Here is a 15,340-nt window from a genome sequence, read left to right as displayed (position 1 = left end):
ATATTATTATACATTATTTAAATTTGAAAAGTTTTTATAGATGTTATAATATAAAATCAAATGACAACTTAGGAGTGATAGAAATGATTATAGATATTAAAATATTAGAAAACTTATTAAGGCTTAATAAACATATAAAAATTGAGTTTATTGAAAATACAAATGTTTTAGAAATAAAATCTAATAATAACCTTTTATCTACCATAGAACTTAAAAATAATATAATAAAAGATAATGTCACACTTATATATGATACTATTACTAATTTAAATGGAATAAATTTATATATACCAAAAATATATTATACAAAAAAGAATTGCTAAATTAATCAGCAATTCTTTTTTGTTGCTCCTGAAAAATAGAACTTTTTATAACGTATCTCTCTTTATATAATACTAGTATAGCGAATAATATAAAAACTAATATTCCCTTTATCATACTGCTTATACTTATACTCCACCAGACTCCGTCTAGTCCAAGTAGTTCTGGTTTGGCTAGAAATATAGTACTTGGTATACGTAATGCATTAAATAGTATACTTATAACTGCTGGTATTGTGGTTTTTCCAAGACCATTAAACGCACCAGTTGTTGCTATTTCTATACACATAAATAGTTGCGAATAACCTAATATTTTTAGATAATCTATCCCTATATTTATAGCCTGTTTTTCTTGTATAAAGAATGAAAATACTGTATCACCGAAAAATACAAGAAGTATAGTTGCAAATATTCCTACAAAAGCAGCTATTATCATAGTAGTTATATACCCTTTAAATATTCTATCCCATTTTTTCGCACCATAGTTTTGGGCAATAAATGCTCCTAATGCTGTTGATATACCTCCTGCAGTCATCCAAGATATAGACTCTATTTGTGAGCCTATCTTTTGCACTGCTATTGCAGTTGGTCCCCAATCAGATATAATTCTAGCTAATATCATAGAGCATATAGTAAATAGTCCATTATGAAGTGCTACAGGGAATCCCAATTTAAATATAGTTTTTATATAAAAAAGTTTAGGTTTATTAAATAAGTTTATTTTAAAGTAAACTTCTTCTTTTTGTTTCATCTTATATATAAAACACAATGTGACAGTAAGTTGAGATAGTACAGTTGCTATAGCAGCACCAGAAACGCCCAGAGGCTCAAATATACCTATTCCAAATATAAATATAGGATCCAATATTATGTTTGAAATTAGTCCTATAGTATTTATAATAAAGGGTGTTTTACTGTCTCCAGCACCATTAAATATACCTGTTAAGACAGGAGTTATAAAGTAAAAAGGTATGCCGATAGATACTATTACGAGATATTTTTTAGCCATTTTTATAACTTCCATGTCTCCTAAGTTAAAAAAGCCTATTAGGCTATCTCTAAATACAATCAAAAATATTCCATACAATATGGCCAGTATAATATTTATTTGAATACTATGTATAGCAAATTCCCGTGCTCCAGTATAATCTTTTTTTCCTATATGCTGACCTACCATTACTTCTGAACCGATTTTCGATATAAGTATAAATGCAAATGCAAACCAAAGGAAAAAACCAACTGTTCCAACCGCTGCCACTGCCTTACTTCCTATTCTTCCTACCCATACCATATCTGTCATGTTATAAGCCATTTGTATAAATGATGTACCCATAATAGGCAGTGAAAGATTTATAAGCGATTTAATAATGCTACCTTCAGTTAAATTACTAGTTTTCTCCATTATAAACTCCTATAATTATTCTAAATTTTATATAACATTAGATTATAGAAAAAGGATTTATATCTATATTAGACTTTATAATATTAACATCAGATAATTTTTGATATAAATAAGTGTGTAATATATCTATAAAAATATTTTCTGTTTCAAAATGACCTGCATCTATTATAGATATACCTAAATCTATGGCATCTTGAGCATCATGATATTTTACATCTCCAGTTATTAAAACATCACATCCTCTTAGATACGCTTTTTTTACAAATTCACCACCAGAACCTGTAACTATTGCAACTTTTTTTACAATATTATTTGGCGGTCCTACTATTCTTAAATTATTTGAATTTAGTTCAACTTTTATTTTGTTAGATAATTCTTCTAATGTCATTCCATATTCTAAGCTTCCATATCTTCCTAAGCCATATGATTTTCCGTTGTTTTCTAGTTTATATGTATCATATGCTACTTCTTCATATGGATGGGCTTTTATCATATTATTTATTATTTTATTTAAATTCTTTTTCTCACATATAGACTCTATTTTAACTTCTTCTACTTTTTCTAAAAGCTCAGATCTTCCTATGAATGGATTACTTCCTTCTAAAGGTCTAAACGTTCCTATTCCTTTAATATTAAATGTACAATCACTGTAATTTCCTACATTTCCTGCATCTGCATTAGTCATAGCTTCTCTTACTACTTCTTCATGGCTTTTAGGTACATATACTGCTATTTTATATAAGGTTTCGCTTTTAGTATTTTCCAATATATTTACATTTTTAAGATTTAACATATGAGCAAAAGCATCATTTAAGCCACCAAATGCTATGTCAAAATTTGTATGCATACAGTAAATATTTATATTGTTTTTAATTAGTTTATATATACATTTTCCTTTTATATCATTTTCATTTATAGATGACAACTTTTTAAATATAAATGGATGATGAGTTATTATTAAGTCAACTTTATTTTCTATTGCTTCATCTACTATGGATTCATTAGCCTCTAAACATATTAATATATTTTTTATATCTGCATTTATATTTCCAATTAATAATCCAACATTATCCCAATCATAAGCTAAATTTTTTGGATATTGTTCTTCAAGTATATTTATTATTTTTTTAAGGTACAATATTTTTGACCTCCTTTAGTTCATGTATTTTATTTAAGCATTGTTTTTTTCTATTTTCTATAACTTCTCCAGTTTTGTCTTTTAACTTAATTAATACATTTTCATATGATTTTATTTTTTTATCGATAAACTCACAAACTAGTGGGTCTTTTTTATCTATTAATTTTTTTCCTACTTCATAAAATATTTCATTTTCTAATTCTTCTATTTTTCCTGTATATTTAACTACTATAATCTCATATAATCTGAAATCTTCTCTTACTAAGGTTTCATCTATTATTTCATATCCATTTTCACATAAATATCTTCTAAGTTCATCAGAAGCTTGCATAGGTTGAAGTATAATTTTTTTAAAAGACTTAGAAACTTTTTTAGATACTTCTAGTATTTCACTTATTAAAACTCCACCCATTCCTGCTATTATAGCCTCATCTACTTCTCCTTCTTCTAAAACTGTTAATCCTGATCCTAATCTTAAGTCTATTTTATCTTGCAGTTTATTTAACAGAACCTCTTTTTTTGCATTGTCAAGAGGACCTTTATTTATATCTGCTGCTATAGCATATTGTATAATATTATTATTTAGTAAATATACAGGAATATATCCATGGTCTGTTCCTATGTCTGCTATAGTATTATTTTTATCTACTAAATTAGCAATTGCTAATAATCTATCACTTAATTTCAATGTATACACATCCTTCCTAGTATTTATATTAATAAAATTCAAATAATAAGTTCATGGAGGTGTTTCTTATGTCTCAAAACAATAAAGATGCTTTAAAAAACATTCCAAAATATGGTTGGGGTGAGGATACTGTGACTTGGCAACATGAAACTGAAGCTTTATCTGAATTACAGGATAAGCAAAAACAACCTCAAAAAAGTAAACAAGAACTTCAAAGGGAAATAGATTATGGAAAAAGAAAGAATTATTGGAACTAAGTAGTGCAGATTAAAAAAATTCGCCTATATACAAAAGGCGAATTTTTTTAATCTAAATAGTCTCTTAATTTCTTAGATCTACTCGGATGTCTTAACTTTCTTAAAGCTTTAGCTTCTATCTGTCTTATTCTTTCTCTCGTTACATCAAACTCTTTTCCTACTTCTTCTAGAGTTCTAGCTCTACCATCTTCCAGTCCAAATCTTAACTTCAAGACCTTTTGTTCTCTTTCGTTTAGCGAAGATAAAACCTCTTCTATTTGTTCTTTTAATAATGAATATGCAGCTGCTTCTGCTGGAGCTGGAGCATCTTCGTCAGGTATAAAGTCTCCTAAATGACTATCTTCTTCTTCACCTATTGGCGTTTCAAGAGATACTGGTTCTTGAGCTATTTTCATTATTTCTCTTACTTTTTCTTCAGGAAGTTCCATTTCTGCAGCTATTTCATCTGGCTTTGGTTCTCTTCCTAATTCTTGTAGAAGTTGTCTTGATACTCTTATAAGTTTATTTATAGTTTCAACCATATGAACCGGTATTCTTATTGTTCTAGCCTGATCTGCTATAGCACGTGTTATAGCTTGTCTTATCCACCAAGTAGCATAAGTACTAAACTTATATCCTTTTGTATGATCAAATTTTTCAACTGCTTTTATAAGTCCTAAATTTCCTTCTTGTATTAAATCTAAAAATAGCATTCCTCTTCCAACATATCTTTTAGCTATACTTACAACTAGTCTTAAGTTTGCTTCAACTAGTCTTTTTTTAGCTGCTTCGTCTCCATCATGCATTCTTTTTGCTAATTCAACCTCTTCATGTGGCTTTAATAAAGGTATCTTACCAATTTCTTTAAGATACATTCTAACCGGATCATCGATACTTATTCCTTTAGGAAGAGATAGGTCTATATTTTGTAAATCCATTAATTCAACATCTTCTTCATCTTCCTTACCATCTTCGTCTATGTCTCCGACTTCCAAATCATCATTTCCAAAATCAAAATCCGCTTTATTATTTTTTTGTTCAATAACTTCTATACCTAAATGACCTAATGTTTCATATAGATTTTCTACTTGATCTTTATCTAGATCAGTTTCAGCAAAAGCTTCCATTATTTCACCAAGAGTTAAAGAACCCGCTTTTTTACCTTTTTCTATTAAACTCTTAGCTGTTACTTTTTTATTTTTTTTAACATTTTCATTATCCAACACAATAACCTCCTTCCTAAATTATATTTGATGTAAAGATTTTCTAAGTTGTATTATTTCTAAAGCAATTTTCATAACTTTTTCATCTACCTCTTTCGCATCTATATTTTCGCTTTTTGATAAGCGTTCTATATTTTTTTGTTCTCTTAGCAACTCATCTATTTTATATTGCACACTATTTTTTTTAATAGTCTTTATAAGTTCTTCCATACTTTTGTTATGTTCATAATTTATATTATCCATTGTAGTATTATTTATATCACTTATATAATTTTCAGATATGTTCAAATCTTTTAATTTGTCAATACTTATTTTATCCAAATCTTCATTTTTAATCATATAATTTATTATTTCTTTGCTATCTTTCAATATAAAATCTTTTTTATCCAATTTTAATAAGGCTTTATTTCTAATTTCTTTATTTTCTAGTAATACTTTTATAAGTTTCTTTTCTATTATTTCTTTACCTTTTTCTATTATCTTAGGTTTTTCTACTTTATTATCTGTAGATTTATTATGCCAAGAACCTTTCTTTTTAATAGGTTCTATATAGTTTTTTCCATATATTTCTCTTTTCAAAGAATCTGTACTAATACCAGTTTCATTGCTTAATAAATTTACATAATAATCTATTTCAACTGGACTCTTTAAAGATTTAAACAACTTTACTATTTCTTTAGTAAATTGTATTTTATCTTCACCAATGTCTAGATTATAATTTTTTCTTATTATATTTATTTTAAATTGTATGTAATGTATAGAATTATTTATAATTTTATTAAATTCTTGAAGTCCATAATTTCTTATAAATTCATCTGGATCTTTGCTTTCTCCCAGATTTAATACTTTTACGTTTACATCTAGTTTAATTAAAGTATCAATTGCTCTTAAAGTTGCATTTATTCCGGCATTATCGGAATCATAAGAAATTATAACTGTATCTATATATTTTTTAATTAATTTTCCTTGATTTTCTGTAAGAGCAGTACCCAGTGTTGCAACGACATTTCTAATACCATATTGGGCTAAACTTATTAAGTCCATATATCCTTCAACTAATATTATAGTGTTATTTGCTATATTTTTTTTGGCAAAATTAAGTCCATAAAGATTATTTCTTTTATTGAATATAGGTGTGTCAGGTGAATTTAAATATTTTGGCAGTGAATCATCTAACACTCTACCTCCAAAACCTATTACACTACCTCTATAATCAAATATAGGAAAAATAACTCTATTTATAAACCTATCACGATATCCATTGCCATCTTTTTTCCTTAGTACTAATCCACTTTCCAATAGATCTTCTATCTCATAACCTTTCTTTGTTAGATAGTTAAATAAACCTTGCCAATCATTAGGTGCATAACCTAAGCCAAAGTTTTTCATAATCTTATCGTCTAAACCTCTGTTTTTTAAATATTGATATCCTTTGTTTTGTGTTTGGATTAAAATAGCCAAGTAATACCTAGCTGTTTCTACATGGATATCTGTTAAAAGCTTCATCTTTTGAATATTCTTTTTTGTTTCTTCATCCATGTTATTATTTATCTCTAGTCCACATTTTTCTGCCAATATTTTTACTGAATCCATAAAATCAATATTTTCCATTTTCATAACAAACTTTATTACATCTCCACCTTCACCACATCCAAAACAGTTATATATTTGTTTTTGAGGACTTATATAAAAAGATGGTGTCTTTTCCGTATGAAATGGACATACTGCTTTATAGTTTGTTCCTGATGCTTTAACAGATATATAGTTTGAGATAATGTCTACTATGTCGCATCTTGATTTGATTTCATCAATGACATCTTGCATATTCGTACTCATTTTATCACCTTCTTAAATATAGGTGTAATTGCAACATTACTATTTTACAATATATTTACAATTTGTCAAATACACATTTTACTATATTTCGACTTTTTTTGTAAAAATCCTTCTATATTTATAAAATTATTTTTTAATGATATAAGATATTATCTGCACCATAAGCAAAAAAATACAGAGAGGCTTATTTAAGCCTCTCTTTCATATAATTAATTGAATTAATAAGTTCTTCAAATTCTTCAAAATACAGAGATTGTTCTCCATCACATAGAGCTTGCTCGGGATTAGGATGAACTTCAACCATAATACCGTCTGCCCCAGCCGCAAAAGCAGCCAAAGACATAGGTTTTACTAAATATCTTATTCCTGTAGCATGACTTGGATCAACAATTACTGGAAAATTTGTTTCTTTTTTTATTATAGGGACTGCAGCTAAATCTAGTGTATTTCTAGTATAATCATCGTAAGTTCTTATTCCTCTTTCGCACATAATTATATTATTATTACCACCCATTGATATATACTTAGCTGAATTTATCCATTCTTTTATAGTAGCTGATATCCCTCTTTTTAGCATAACAGGTTTATCTTGTTTTCCAACTTCAATAAGAAGAGAGAAATTTTGCATATTTCTAGATCCTATTTGTATTACATCCGTAACTTCGTAAACTTTTTCAAGTTCTCTAATATCCATAAGTTCTGTTATAACTGGCATATCTACTTCTTTTTTAACTTGTCTTAATATTTCTAATCCTTCTTCTTTCATTCCTTGAAATGAAAAAGGTGAAGTTCTAGGTTTATATGCACCACCTCTTAACATATTGGCGCCTTTAGATTTTACATACTTCGCGGTTTCTAACAATTGTTCATAACTTTCTATAGCACAGGGTCCAGCTATTATAAGTTTATCTTTAGGTATTGTCAATTTATCATTTATTTTTATATTTATATTATCTTTGGATAGGTTTTTATTCATTACCTATAAACTCCTTTATTTCATCCATTTCTTCTTGAGTAAGATTTTGTAAATGTTCCTTAATAGTATTATTATTTATTACTAAATTTTTATTTATATCCATTAAAGGAATCATGACAAATGCTCTTTTATGAATTCTAGGATGTGGTATAGTTAATATTTCATCATTTGAAATTATATCATCATAAAATAATATGTCAATATCTATTGTTCTTGGACCCCATTTTAATACTCTTTCTCTTTTTAATTCTAGTTCTATTTTTTGGCAAGTTTTTAGTAGTTCCATAGGTGATAAGTTTGTCTTGATTTCTAAACACAGATTTAGGAAATCAGCTTGTTCTGTATATCCCCATGCTTTAGTTTCATATATTTTAGATTTTTTAGTTATACTTGTTTCGGGAATCTGACTTATTAGTTCACAAGCTTCACTTAAAAAGTTCAGCCTATCTCCAATGTTAGTTCCTAATCCTAAATAAGCTTTAGTCATTCCTAGTTCTCCTTATTTCAACCCCAAAATAATCGTATATTCCGTTAACTGGAGCTTCAGGTTTTTTTACTCTTATCATTATTTCTTGAACTAAGTTAAATTTATCAAGTACACTAGTAGATATATTTTCCGCTAAAGCCTCTATTAGATTAAATCTTTCATTTTGCGTTATATCTTTAACTAACTCATATACTTCTGCATAGCTTACTGAATCATACATATTGTCAGTCATACCTGCTTTTTTTGTATCAACATATAATTCAATATCTAAAAAGAATTTTTGACCTAATACATTTTCTTCTTTTAAAACTCCATGATATCCATAAAATCCTAAATTACTCAACAATATTTTATCCATGCTATACCTACCTTCTATATATAGCGTCTGCTACTTTTGCTGCCATAAGATTTTCTTTTACATCATGTACTCTAACTATGTCGACTCCATCTATTATACCCGCTACAGTTGTAGCTATAGTGCCTTCAACTCTTTCTTTTGGCTCAACATTAAGTATTTTGCCAATTGTAGATTTCCTAGATGTTCCAAGAAGTATAGGATATCCTAGGTCAGTAAGTTCTCCTAATCTTCTTAATACCTCTATATTTTGTTCATATGTTTTACCAAATCCTATACCTGGATCTAATATTATTTTATCATCTTTTATTCCAGATTCTTTTGCTATTTTTATACTTTCTAATAAAAAATCTTTTATGCTATCCATTATATCTTTATTATAATTTGTATCGTCTTGATTATGCATTATACATACATAGGCATCATGCTTTGCTACTACATTTGCCATATTTTTATCATATTGAAGTCCCCAAATATCATTTATCATATATACTCCATTATCTAAAACAGCATTAGCAACCTCTGATTTATAAGTATCTACTGATATAGGAACATTAACTTCTTTTGTTAATCTTTTTACAACTGGCAAAAGTCTTTCTATTTCTTCTTCATCACTAATTTTGGTATATCCAGGTCTTGTAGATTCTGCCCCTAAATCTATTATATCTGCACCTTGTTTAGCCATTTTTTTGGCATGGTCAATTGCAATATCTATATTTGTAAAATCTCCTCCATCAGAAAAACTATCTGGAGTAACATTCAGTATTCCCATTATATAAGTTTTTTCCCCAAATTCAAACATTGTATAACCCCCTACTACCTCATATTTATTAAACTCATTGCTTCAGCCCTTGCTGCTATGTCTTTTTGGAATATACCTCTTACAGCTGATGTTATTGTCTTAGATCCTGGCTTTTTAACACCTCTCATAGTCATACACATATGTTCAGCTTCTACAACTACTATAACTCCGTAAGGTTCTAACTCTTCCATTATTATCTCAGCTACATCTTTAGTTATACGCTCCTGTAATTGAGGTCTTTTAGCTATAGTTTCAACTACCCTCGCAAGTTTTGAAAGGCCTGTTAGCTTACCATCCTTTGGCAAGTATCCTATGTGTGCCTTACCAAAAAATGGAACTAGATGATGCTCACAACATGAATAAAAAGGTATATCTTTAACTAATACTAATTCTTCATGTTTTTCATCTTGAAAATATACCTGAAGGTGTTTCCTAGCATCCTCATGAATGCCTCCAAATATCTCTTCATACATTCTTGCTACTCTGTCAGGAGTATCTAGAAGTCCTTCTCTATCTGGATCTTCACCTATTGCTTCTAATATATCCCTAACTGCTCTTTTTATTTTTTCTCTATCCATATTTGCCATAATAATACCTCCTTAATAATTTATCTTTATATAATCAGATATTTTTATATTTTTAAATACATAATTATATATTTTTTCTAATTGGACATGACTGTAATCTTGATAAAATTCTGTGATTAATTCATATAATTCTTCATTTTCTTTTTTCAAAATACTAAATAACTTTTTATCTTTTGGTACCCATTTTTTATTTAGCATAAAATAACTTCTCATAATATCTCTTATATACAAATTAGCTAGCAATTCATATTCAAATTTATTATGAATATTATTTTTCTCTAATCTTTTTAAACTACTTTGGATTTCATATAAAAGTTTAGATTTTTCACTTTTAGTAAGCTCATTTGGCCCTTGATTATATTTTCGTAAACATCTTTGTATATATAATTTCCCTAAATCATCTTCATCATATACAAGCTTTGCATTTTTCATAGCTTGTATGAAGAAATATTCATTATTTCTTACGAGGTTGTCTACTAAAGATATAGGGAAATAGTTTATATCAAATTCTATACCGTTAATTAATTTCATTTCTCTTACTTGACCTAAGCCTTCTTCTATAATAACGAATAAATCTATATCGTTTATATATTCGTCATCTTCTAAATCTATATCTTTAGCTGATCCAACTATCAATACAGATTTTACATTTTTATTTTGTATTATGTTATTAAGTTCATTTTCATATATTTTTTTAATATTTGTATACTCTATATCCACCATATATAAGGCCCCCTAACACAAAGATGATTATATATTATTTAGTATGTTTTCAAATATAGCATTTGTATTTTCATATATGATATTATCAATACAATGTACCTTCATAAGTCCCATCAAGCTATTGGTTATAAAACAGAAATCGAACTTATCTAAGTCGCCTATATTTATATCATCTTCTATACATATTATATCTAGAGTTTTACAAATATCTATAACACGAGTTCTCATTATCCCATTTAATATTGATGACTCTTTTTTTGGAGTATATAACTTATTTTCTTTTATAAAAAATATATTACTCATAGAACACTCAAGTATATACCCATTTAAATCTATAAATAACCCTTCATCAAATCCCTTTTGTAATGCATAATTTTTAGAATATATATTTTCAAAATAGTTTGTAGTTTTATGCCTGTATATCTCACTTAAACCTCTTTTAATTGGAGACACAGTTACTTTAAATCCTATTTCATAATGTTTCTTTGTGTACGGTATATCTCTTGTGGAGAAGTTATATCCTTCATCAAATATTGTAACTCTGAGAGCACTATTTAAAATATTTTCATCTTCAATATATAAATTTATTAATTTATATATTTCATTTTTATCTATTCTAAAATTAATATTTAGTTTATCAATAGAATTATATAATCTTTCTAAATGCTTATCTATATATATAGGGCTTTTATTTTTAATTTTTATAGTTTCAAATAATCCTATTCCAAATTTAGAAAGTGTACTATCAAAAGACACATTATTCTTCATAATATCCCCTTAATGCTTTCATCATAGATTTTGCTTTATCTATTGTTTCTCGATACTCATCCTCTGGATTTGAGTCCCAAGTTATACCACCGCCTACTTGGAAGTGTACATTTTCATCTTGTTTTATAATAGTTCTTATAGCTATATTCAAATCCATATCTCCATTAAAACCTATATATCCTATAGATCCTGTATATACATTTCTTTGAGTTGGTTCAAGTTCATCTATTATCTCCATTGATCTTATTTTTGGAGCTCCAGTTATAGAGCCTCCCGGAAAAGTTCCTTCTATTATATCTATACAGTTTTTTCCTTCTTCTAATTCTCCTATAACCGTTGATACTAAATGATGAACATTTGCATATGGTTCTATTACAAATAATTCAGGAACTTTAACAGTTCCTATTTTAGATACTTTACCTAGATCATTTCTTTCTAAATCTACTATCATTAAAAGCTCTGATTTATCTTTTTCACTATTTCTAAGCTCTTCTTGAAGTAACAAGTCTTCTTCTATTGTTTTACCCCTAGGTCTTGTTCCTTTTATTGGTCTAGTTTCTATATTATTTCCGAAAAATTTTATAAATCTCTCTGGAGAATTAGATATAATATGTGTTTCCTCGAAGTTTAAAAATGCTCCAAATGGCGCTGGACTTATTCTTCTTAAATCTCTATATAGTTCATAACTAGAAAGAGATGTCTTACCACTAAATCTCTGTGTTAGATTTGCTTGATATATATCTCCACTTCTTATATATTCTCTAACCTTTTCTACTGCTTGTAAATAGTTTTCTTTTTTGAAATTAGAAACTAGTTTAGTTGGTTCTATTTCTTTTTCTTCATAACATATTGAATCTATTCCATACATTTCAGCTTTAGCTATTTTTTTTCTTGTTTTATCTACTAGGATTTCTTCTTCCTGTCTGTCTATATCAGGGGTAGCTACATAAGTTTTATGTTCTAAATGATCTATTACTATTACCCAATTATACAATCCAAAGTATAGATCTGGTACATTAGTATCATCTACAGCATTTCTAGGTAGTTTCTCCATATAATTACCTAGATCATAAGATAAATACCCTACTGCACCTCCTATAAATGGCAAATCCGAATTATTAGTTACATTATATTTACTTAATTCTTCTTTTAAAAAATTAATTGGGTTTTCATTACTATTTTTATATTTTAATATTTTAAATGGATTTGCGCTTATAAAAGAGTATCTACCTAACTTATTTTCATCCATTGCACTATCTAATATAAAACTATGGTCATCATTTTTAAATATAGTAAATAATTCAAAAGAATTTAGTTTTGTATTTAATTCTATTATCATGTTATTCCCCCCTTTGTAACCTTGCCTCATTTATAAAGTTTCTTAGTATATCATGGCCTTGTTCTGAGAGTATAGCTTCAGGATGAAATTGAACGCCTTCTATAAGATATTTTTTATGTCTTAATCCCATTATTTCACCATCTAGTGTTTGTGCTGTTATTTCAAGTTCTTCCGGCAAAGAATTTTTGTCTACAATCAATGAATGATATCTTGTTACATTTAAAGGATTATTTAAGTTTTTAAATACACCACTATTATTGTGTTTTATGGGATGTACTTTTCCATGGACTGGTCTTATAGCTCTAACGACGTTTCCTCCGAATACATGGCCTATTGTTTGATGTCCTAGACATATACCTAATATAGGTGTTTTATCTTTAAAGTAATTTACAATATCTATACAAATTCCAGCTTCATTAGGTGAACAAGGTCCTGGAGATAAAACTATTATCTCTGGATTTAATTTTGATATTTCTTTTACTGTTATTTCATTATTTCTCTTAACCACTATTTCTTCTCCTAGTTCTCCTAAGAACTGAACTAAGTTGTAAACAAAAGAGTCATAATTATCTATCATTAATATCACTCTTTATACCCCCTTTGAATTATGATTATATAAAAATAAAAAACACCCCTAAATTAGAAGGGTGTTTTAAATAAACTACATCCTTCTCACAGCGGACGCAATACCATACCGCGAAGATATTCTCTTCTTCGTTTAGAAGCAACTTCCCAGCTCCTAACACTTAACGCATGGTATTTACTCTGTAAGAGTCCATATAAGAATCTACAAATCCGTTTAATTTTCCATAAAGTAATAGATTGTTTATTATTATGACGTTTATAAATTTGCTTTTTATAACTTCATTATATATGTGTTCGGAAAACATTGTCAATATTAGTTATTTTATATGCTATTTTTTTGTAAAATTTTTGGTTTATAATTAACGTATATAAACTATAAATAAAACAAACTATAATATCAAAAAGATTTGTGATTTTAAATCTATCTAAATTGGAGGAGTGAATATGGATAGATATGTTATAATTAGATCTGATAATAAATCTATTTCTCAACCTATGAATAGAGAAGAAGCTATTAGACACGTTAAAGAATATGATAGCCAAGGAATTTCTAGCTATATAATTTCTGAAGAAGAAGGGTTGAGAATAAAAAACGCAGAAAAATTTAATACTCCAAAATGGGAATAGAAAAAGGAGCAAATGCTCCTTTTTTTGTATTTATATTTTTATTCTATAGATATTATCAATTCCTTTATTTTTTTAATATATTTTTCGTCATTAGAAAGCCTCATAAGACTTGTTAAATAATATTTATCTGTACTTTTAGGAACTTTCTGTTTTGATACTAGGTCTATTGCTGTTTTAGCTGAGTTGAAATTCCTTAAGTGTGTATGTCCCTCCTGAAAGTCTTTCTTTCTATTATAAGCTATATATCCCCCTTTTATATGAAAGATTATAAATTCTTTTTTTTCATATATCTTATTAAACATTTATTAAAATCACATCCCTTTTAAGAGATTCATGTATTACTTGGATATATTTGTTTCTTACTATATATAATATTTAACTTGCTATAAAATGTTTTTAAAAGTTTGAAATTTTAATAAATTATTTAATCACAAATAAAAAAGTCTAGGATTTAAAATCCTAGACTTTATTTTTTACTATCTTTTATTTGTATATCATTCAGATTATTAGATTTTTTATTTTCGGTGTAATTTATTAATTCAGATACTGTTACAAACTTATATCCTCTCTTTTTCATCTCAGGAATAAATATTCTCAAAGCTTGAACAGTTGGATTAGGATGTATAGTACCATAATCATGAAGAACTAATATATCTCCATTTGTAACTTTATCTAATATAACATTTGCTATTTTGTTTGATGATGTTGTGGACCAATCTTTTGCATCTAGCGTAGACCATAACACTATTTTATAGTTATGCTTTTTTGACAATTCTACAATATTTTTATTATAGCTTCCATAAGGTGGTCTAAATAATGTAGTTTTTTTTCCTGTTTTATTATAGATAATACTTTCTGTTTTTAATAATTCTTGTTCTAATTGAGTTTTATTTATTGACTTTATGTCCGGGTGACTAAAAGTATGATTTCCTATTTCATGACCTTCTTTAGTAGCTCTTATTACAGCTTCTGGATACCATTGTACGTGTTTCCCTGCAACGAAAAACGTAGCTTTTACTTCATATTCTTTAAGAACATCTAATATTTGATTAGTTTCTTTTGGATGTGGTCCATCATCAAATGTAATAGCTATGATTTTTTCATTTCTTGGACCATTTTTTATTATTAAATTATCATTATCCTGGGAATATATATTTGTCCTTTGGATAGCAAACAATAATAGTGCAGCTAATATTATTGGTGTGAATAAAAGTATTTGTTTTTTTCTGCCCATAATTATGTCTCCTT

The 15,340-nt window shown here is 27.5% G+C and carries 19 protein-coding genes and 1 riboswitch; of the genes, 3 read left to right on the top strand and 16 right to left on the bottom strand.

The window, feature by feature from the left end:
• Window positions 1-83 precede the first annotated feature (83 nt).
• Entirely contained in the window at window positions 84-323 is a 240-nt protein-coding gene (locus ACUSRV_RS05035) for a hypothetical protein (RefSeq protein WP_490140832.1), read from the top strand.
• Between the two features lies 1 nt (window position 324).
• Here ACUSRV_RS05035 and ACUSRV_RS05030 read toward each other — a convergent pair whose 3' ends face one another.
• The 3 genes from ACUSRV_RS05030 to ACUSRV_RS05020 are packed head-to-tail and all read right to left on the bottom strand — an operon-like array spanning window position 325 to window position 3,548.
• Complete coding sequence (locus ACUSRV_RS05030; protein ID WP_490140831.1) at window positions 325-1,722, bottom strand: MATE family efflux transporter; 1,398 nt, start codon at window positions 1,720-1,722, stop codon at window positions 325-327.
• Between the two features lie 37 nt (window positions 1,723-1,759).
• Window positions 1,760-2,860: a Nif3-like dinuclear metal center hexameric protein gene (locus tag ACUSRV_RS05025; protein ID WP_490140830.1), complete on the bottom strand. Its 1,101-nt coding sequence runs from the start codon at window positions 2,858-2,860 to the stop codon at window positions 1,760-1,762.
• A complete protein-coding gene (locus ACUSRV_RS05020) occupies window positions 2,850-3,548 on the bottom strand; it encodes a tRNA (adenine(22)-N(1))-methyltransferase (protein ID WP_490140829.1) in 699 nt (232 codons plus the stop codon). Before ACUSRV_RS05020 ends, ACUSRV_RS05025 begins: the two co-directional genes overlap by 11 nt.
• 68 nt (window positions 3,549-3,616) lie before the next feature.
• Between ACUSRV_RS05020 and ACUSRV_RS05015 the strand changes: the two genes are divergently transcribed.
• A complete protein-coding gene (locus ACUSRV_RS05015; RefSeq protein WP_490140828.1) occupies window positions 3,617-3,805 on the top strand; it encodes a hypothetical protein in 189 nt (62 codons plus the stop codon).
• A gap of 47 nt (window positions 3,806-3,852) precedes the next feature.
• On the opposite strand, the gene rpoD is transcribed toward ACUSRV_RS05015, so the two are convergent.
• The 11 genes from rpoD to ACUSRV_RS04960 all read right to left on the bottom strand — a co-directional run bounded on the left by rpoD (window position 3,853) and on the right by ACUSRV_RS04960 (window position 13,466).
• Window positions 3,853-5,007: an RNA polymerase sigma factor RpoD gene (gene rpoD / locus ACUSRV_RS05010; RefSeq protein ID WP_490140827.1), complete on the bottom strand. Its 1,155-nt coding sequence runs from the start codon at window positions 5,005-5,007 to the stop codon at window positions 3,853-3,855.
• 21 nt (window positions 5,008-5,028) lie between these two features.
• Window positions 5,029-6,843, bottom strand: a complete 1,815-nt coding sequence (gene dnaG, locus ACUSRV_RS05005) for a DNA primase (protein WP_490140826.1) — start codon at window positions 6,841-6,843, stop codon at window positions 5,029-5,031.
• A 184-nt stretch (window positions 6,844-7,027) separates the two neighbouring features.
• On the bottom strand, window positions 7,028-7,819 hold the full coding sequence (gene aroF / locus ACUSRV_RS05000; protein ID WP_490140825.1) for a 3-deoxy-7-phosphoheptulonate synthase: 792 nt from the start codon (window positions 7,817-7,819) through the stop codon (window positions 7,028-7,030).
• Entirely contained in the window at window positions 7,812-8,306 is a 495-nt protein-coding gene (folK, locus tag ACUSRV_RS04995; RefSeq protein WP_490140824.1) for a 2-amino-4-hydroxy-6-hydroxymethyldihydropteridine diphosphokinase, read from the bottom strand. The genes aroF and folK overlap by 8 nt, the downstream gene beginning before the upstream one ends.
• A complete protein-coding gene (gene folB, locus ACUSRV_RS04990; RefSeq protein ID WP_490140823.1) occupies window positions 8,299-8,664 on the bottom strand; it encodes a dihydroneopterin aldolase in 366 nt (121 codons plus the stop codon). Before folB ends, folK begins: the two co-directional genes overlap by 8 nt.
• Window positions 8,665-8,671: 7 nt before the next feature.
• Complete coding sequence (gene folP / locus ACUSRV_RS04985; protein ID WP_490140822.1) at window positions 8,672-9,463, bottom strand: dihydropteroate synthase; 792 nt, start codon at window positions 9,461-9,463, stop codon at window positions 8,672-8,674.
• Window positions 9,464-9,477: 14 nt separating this feature from the next.
• The gene (gene folE / locus ACUSRV_RS04980) at window positions 9,478-10,050 is read right to left on the bottom strand and encodes a GTP cyclohydrolase I FolE (protein WP_490140821.1); all 573 of its coding nucleotides are present in this window, start codon (window positions 10,048-10,050) and stop codon (window positions 9,478-9,480) included.
• Window positions 10,051-10,062: 12 nt separating this feature from the next.
• A complete protein-coding gene (locus tag ACUSRV_RS04975) occupies window positions 10,063-10,773 on the bottom strand; it encodes a hypothetical protein (protein ID WP_490140820.1) in 711 nt (236 codons plus the stop codon).
• 27 nt (window positions 10,774-10,800) lie between these two features.
• Window positions 10,801-11,541 (bottom strand): aminotransferase class IV, encoded by a 741-nt coding sequence (locus ACUSRV_RS04970; protein ID WP_490140819.1) that lies wholly within the window; start codon window positions 11,539-11,541, stop codon window positions 10,801-10,803.
• Window positions 11,531-12,880, bottom strand: a complete 1,350-nt coding sequence (pabB, locus tag ACUSRV_RS04965) for an aminodeoxychorismate synthase component I (protein ID WP_490140818.1) — start codon at window positions 12,878-12,880, stop codon at window positions 11,531-11,533. The genes ACUSRV_RS04970 and pabB overlap by 11 nt, the downstream gene beginning before the upstream one ends.
• A gap of 1 nt (window position 12,881) precedes the next feature.
• The gene (locus tag ACUSRV_RS04960) at window positions 12,882-13,466 is read right to left on the bottom strand and encodes an anthranilate synthase component II (protein ID WP_490140817.1); all 585 of its coding nucleotides are present in this window, start codon (window positions 13,464-13,466) and stop codon (window positions 12,882-12,884) included.
• A gap of 87 nt (window positions 13,467-13,553) precedes the next feature.
• Window positions 13,554-13,650: riboswitch (THF riboswitch) on the bottom strand.
• Between the two features lie 259 nt (window positions 13,651-13,909).
• Here ACUSRV_RS04960 and ACUSRV_RS04955 point away from each other — a divergent pair.
• Window positions 13,910-14,092: a hypothetical protein gene (locus ACUSRV_RS04955; protein WP_490140816.1), complete on the top strand. Its 183-nt coding sequence runs from the start codon at window positions 13,910-13,912 to the stop codon at window positions 14,090-14,092.
• Window positions 14,093-14,130: 38 nt separating this feature from the next.
• Here ACUSRV_RS04955 and ACUSRV_RS04950 read toward each other — a convergent pair whose 3' ends face one another.
• Together ACUSRV_RS04950 and ACUSRV_RS04945 are read right to left on the bottom strand one after the other, a co-directional pair.
• A complete protein-coding gene (locus ACUSRV_RS04950) occupies window positions 14,131-14,394 on the bottom strand; it encodes a hypothetical protein (RefSeq protein WP_490140815.1) in 264 nt (87 codons plus the stop codon).
• 164 nt (window positions 14,395-14,558) lie between these two features.
• Entirely contained in the window at window positions 14,559-15,326 is a 768-nt protein-coding gene (locus ACUSRV_RS04945) for a polysaccharide deacetylase family protein (RefSeq protein WP_490140814.1), read from the bottom strand.
• Between the last annotated feature and the right edge of the window lie 14 nt (window positions 15,327-15,340).

The sequence above is a fragment of the Sporacetigenium sp. TC11 genome (assembly GCF_058146105.1).
The sequence above is the reverse complement of the archived record's forward strand: the minus strand, read 5'-3'. Positions and strand labels throughout refer to the sequence as shown.

Coding starts and splice junctions, on each gene's coding strand:
- pabB (WP_490140818.1), bottom strand. CDS start 12,880: ATGATAATAGAATTAAATACAAAACTAAATTCTTTTGAATTATTTACT.
- ACUSRV_RS04955 (WP_490140816.1), top strand. CDS start 13,910: ATGGATAGATATGTTATAATTAGATCTGATAATAAATCTATTTCTCAA.
- ACUSRV_RS04945 (WP_490140814.1), bottom strand. CDS start 15,326: ATGGGCAGAAAAAAACAAATACTTTTATTCACACCAATAATATTAGCT.
- ACUSRV_RS04950 (WP_490140815.1), bottom strand. CDS start 14,394: ATGTTTAATAAGATATATGAAAAAAAAGAATTTATAATCTTTCATATA.
- ACUSRV_RS05035 (WP_490140832.1), top strand. CDS start 84: ATGATTATAGATATTAAAATATTAGAAAACTTATTAAGGCTTAATAAA.
- folP (WP_490140822.1), bottom strand. CDS start 9,463: ATGTTTGAATTTGGGGAAAAAACTTATATAATGGGAATACTGAATGTT.
- ACUSRV_RS04970 (WP_490140819.1), bottom strand. CDS start 11,541: ATGAAGAATAATGTGTCTTTTGATAGTACACTTTCTAAATTTGGAATA.
- folK (WP_490140824.1), bottom strand. CDS start 8,306: ATGACTAAAGCTTATTTAGGATTAGGAACTAACATTGGAGATAGGCTG.
- folE (WP_490140821.1), bottom strand. CDS start 10,050: ATGGCAAATATGGATAGAGAAAAAATAAAAAGAGCAGTTAGGGATATA.
- dnaG (WP_490140826.1), bottom strand. CDS start 6,843: ATGAGTACGAATATGCAAGATGTCATTGATGAAATCAAATCAAGATGC.
- folB (WP_490140823.1), bottom strand. CDS start 8,664: ATGGATAAAATATTGTTGAGTAATTTAGGATTTTATGGATATCATGGA.
- ACUSRV_RS05015 (WP_490140828.1), top strand. CDS start 3,617: ATGTCTCAAAACAATAAAGATGCTTTAAAAAACATTCCAAAATATGGT.
- ACUSRV_RS04975 (WP_490140820.1), bottom strand. CDS start 10,773: ATGGTGGATATAGAGTATACAAATATTAAAAAAATATATGAAAATGAA.
- aroF (WP_490140825.1), bottom strand. CDS start 7,819: ATGAATAAAAACCTATCCAAAGATAATATAAATATAAAAATAAATGAT.
- ACUSRV_RS05030 (WP_490140831.1), bottom strand. CDS start 1,722: ATGGAGAAAACTAGTAATTTAACTGAAGGTAGCATTATTAAATCGCTT.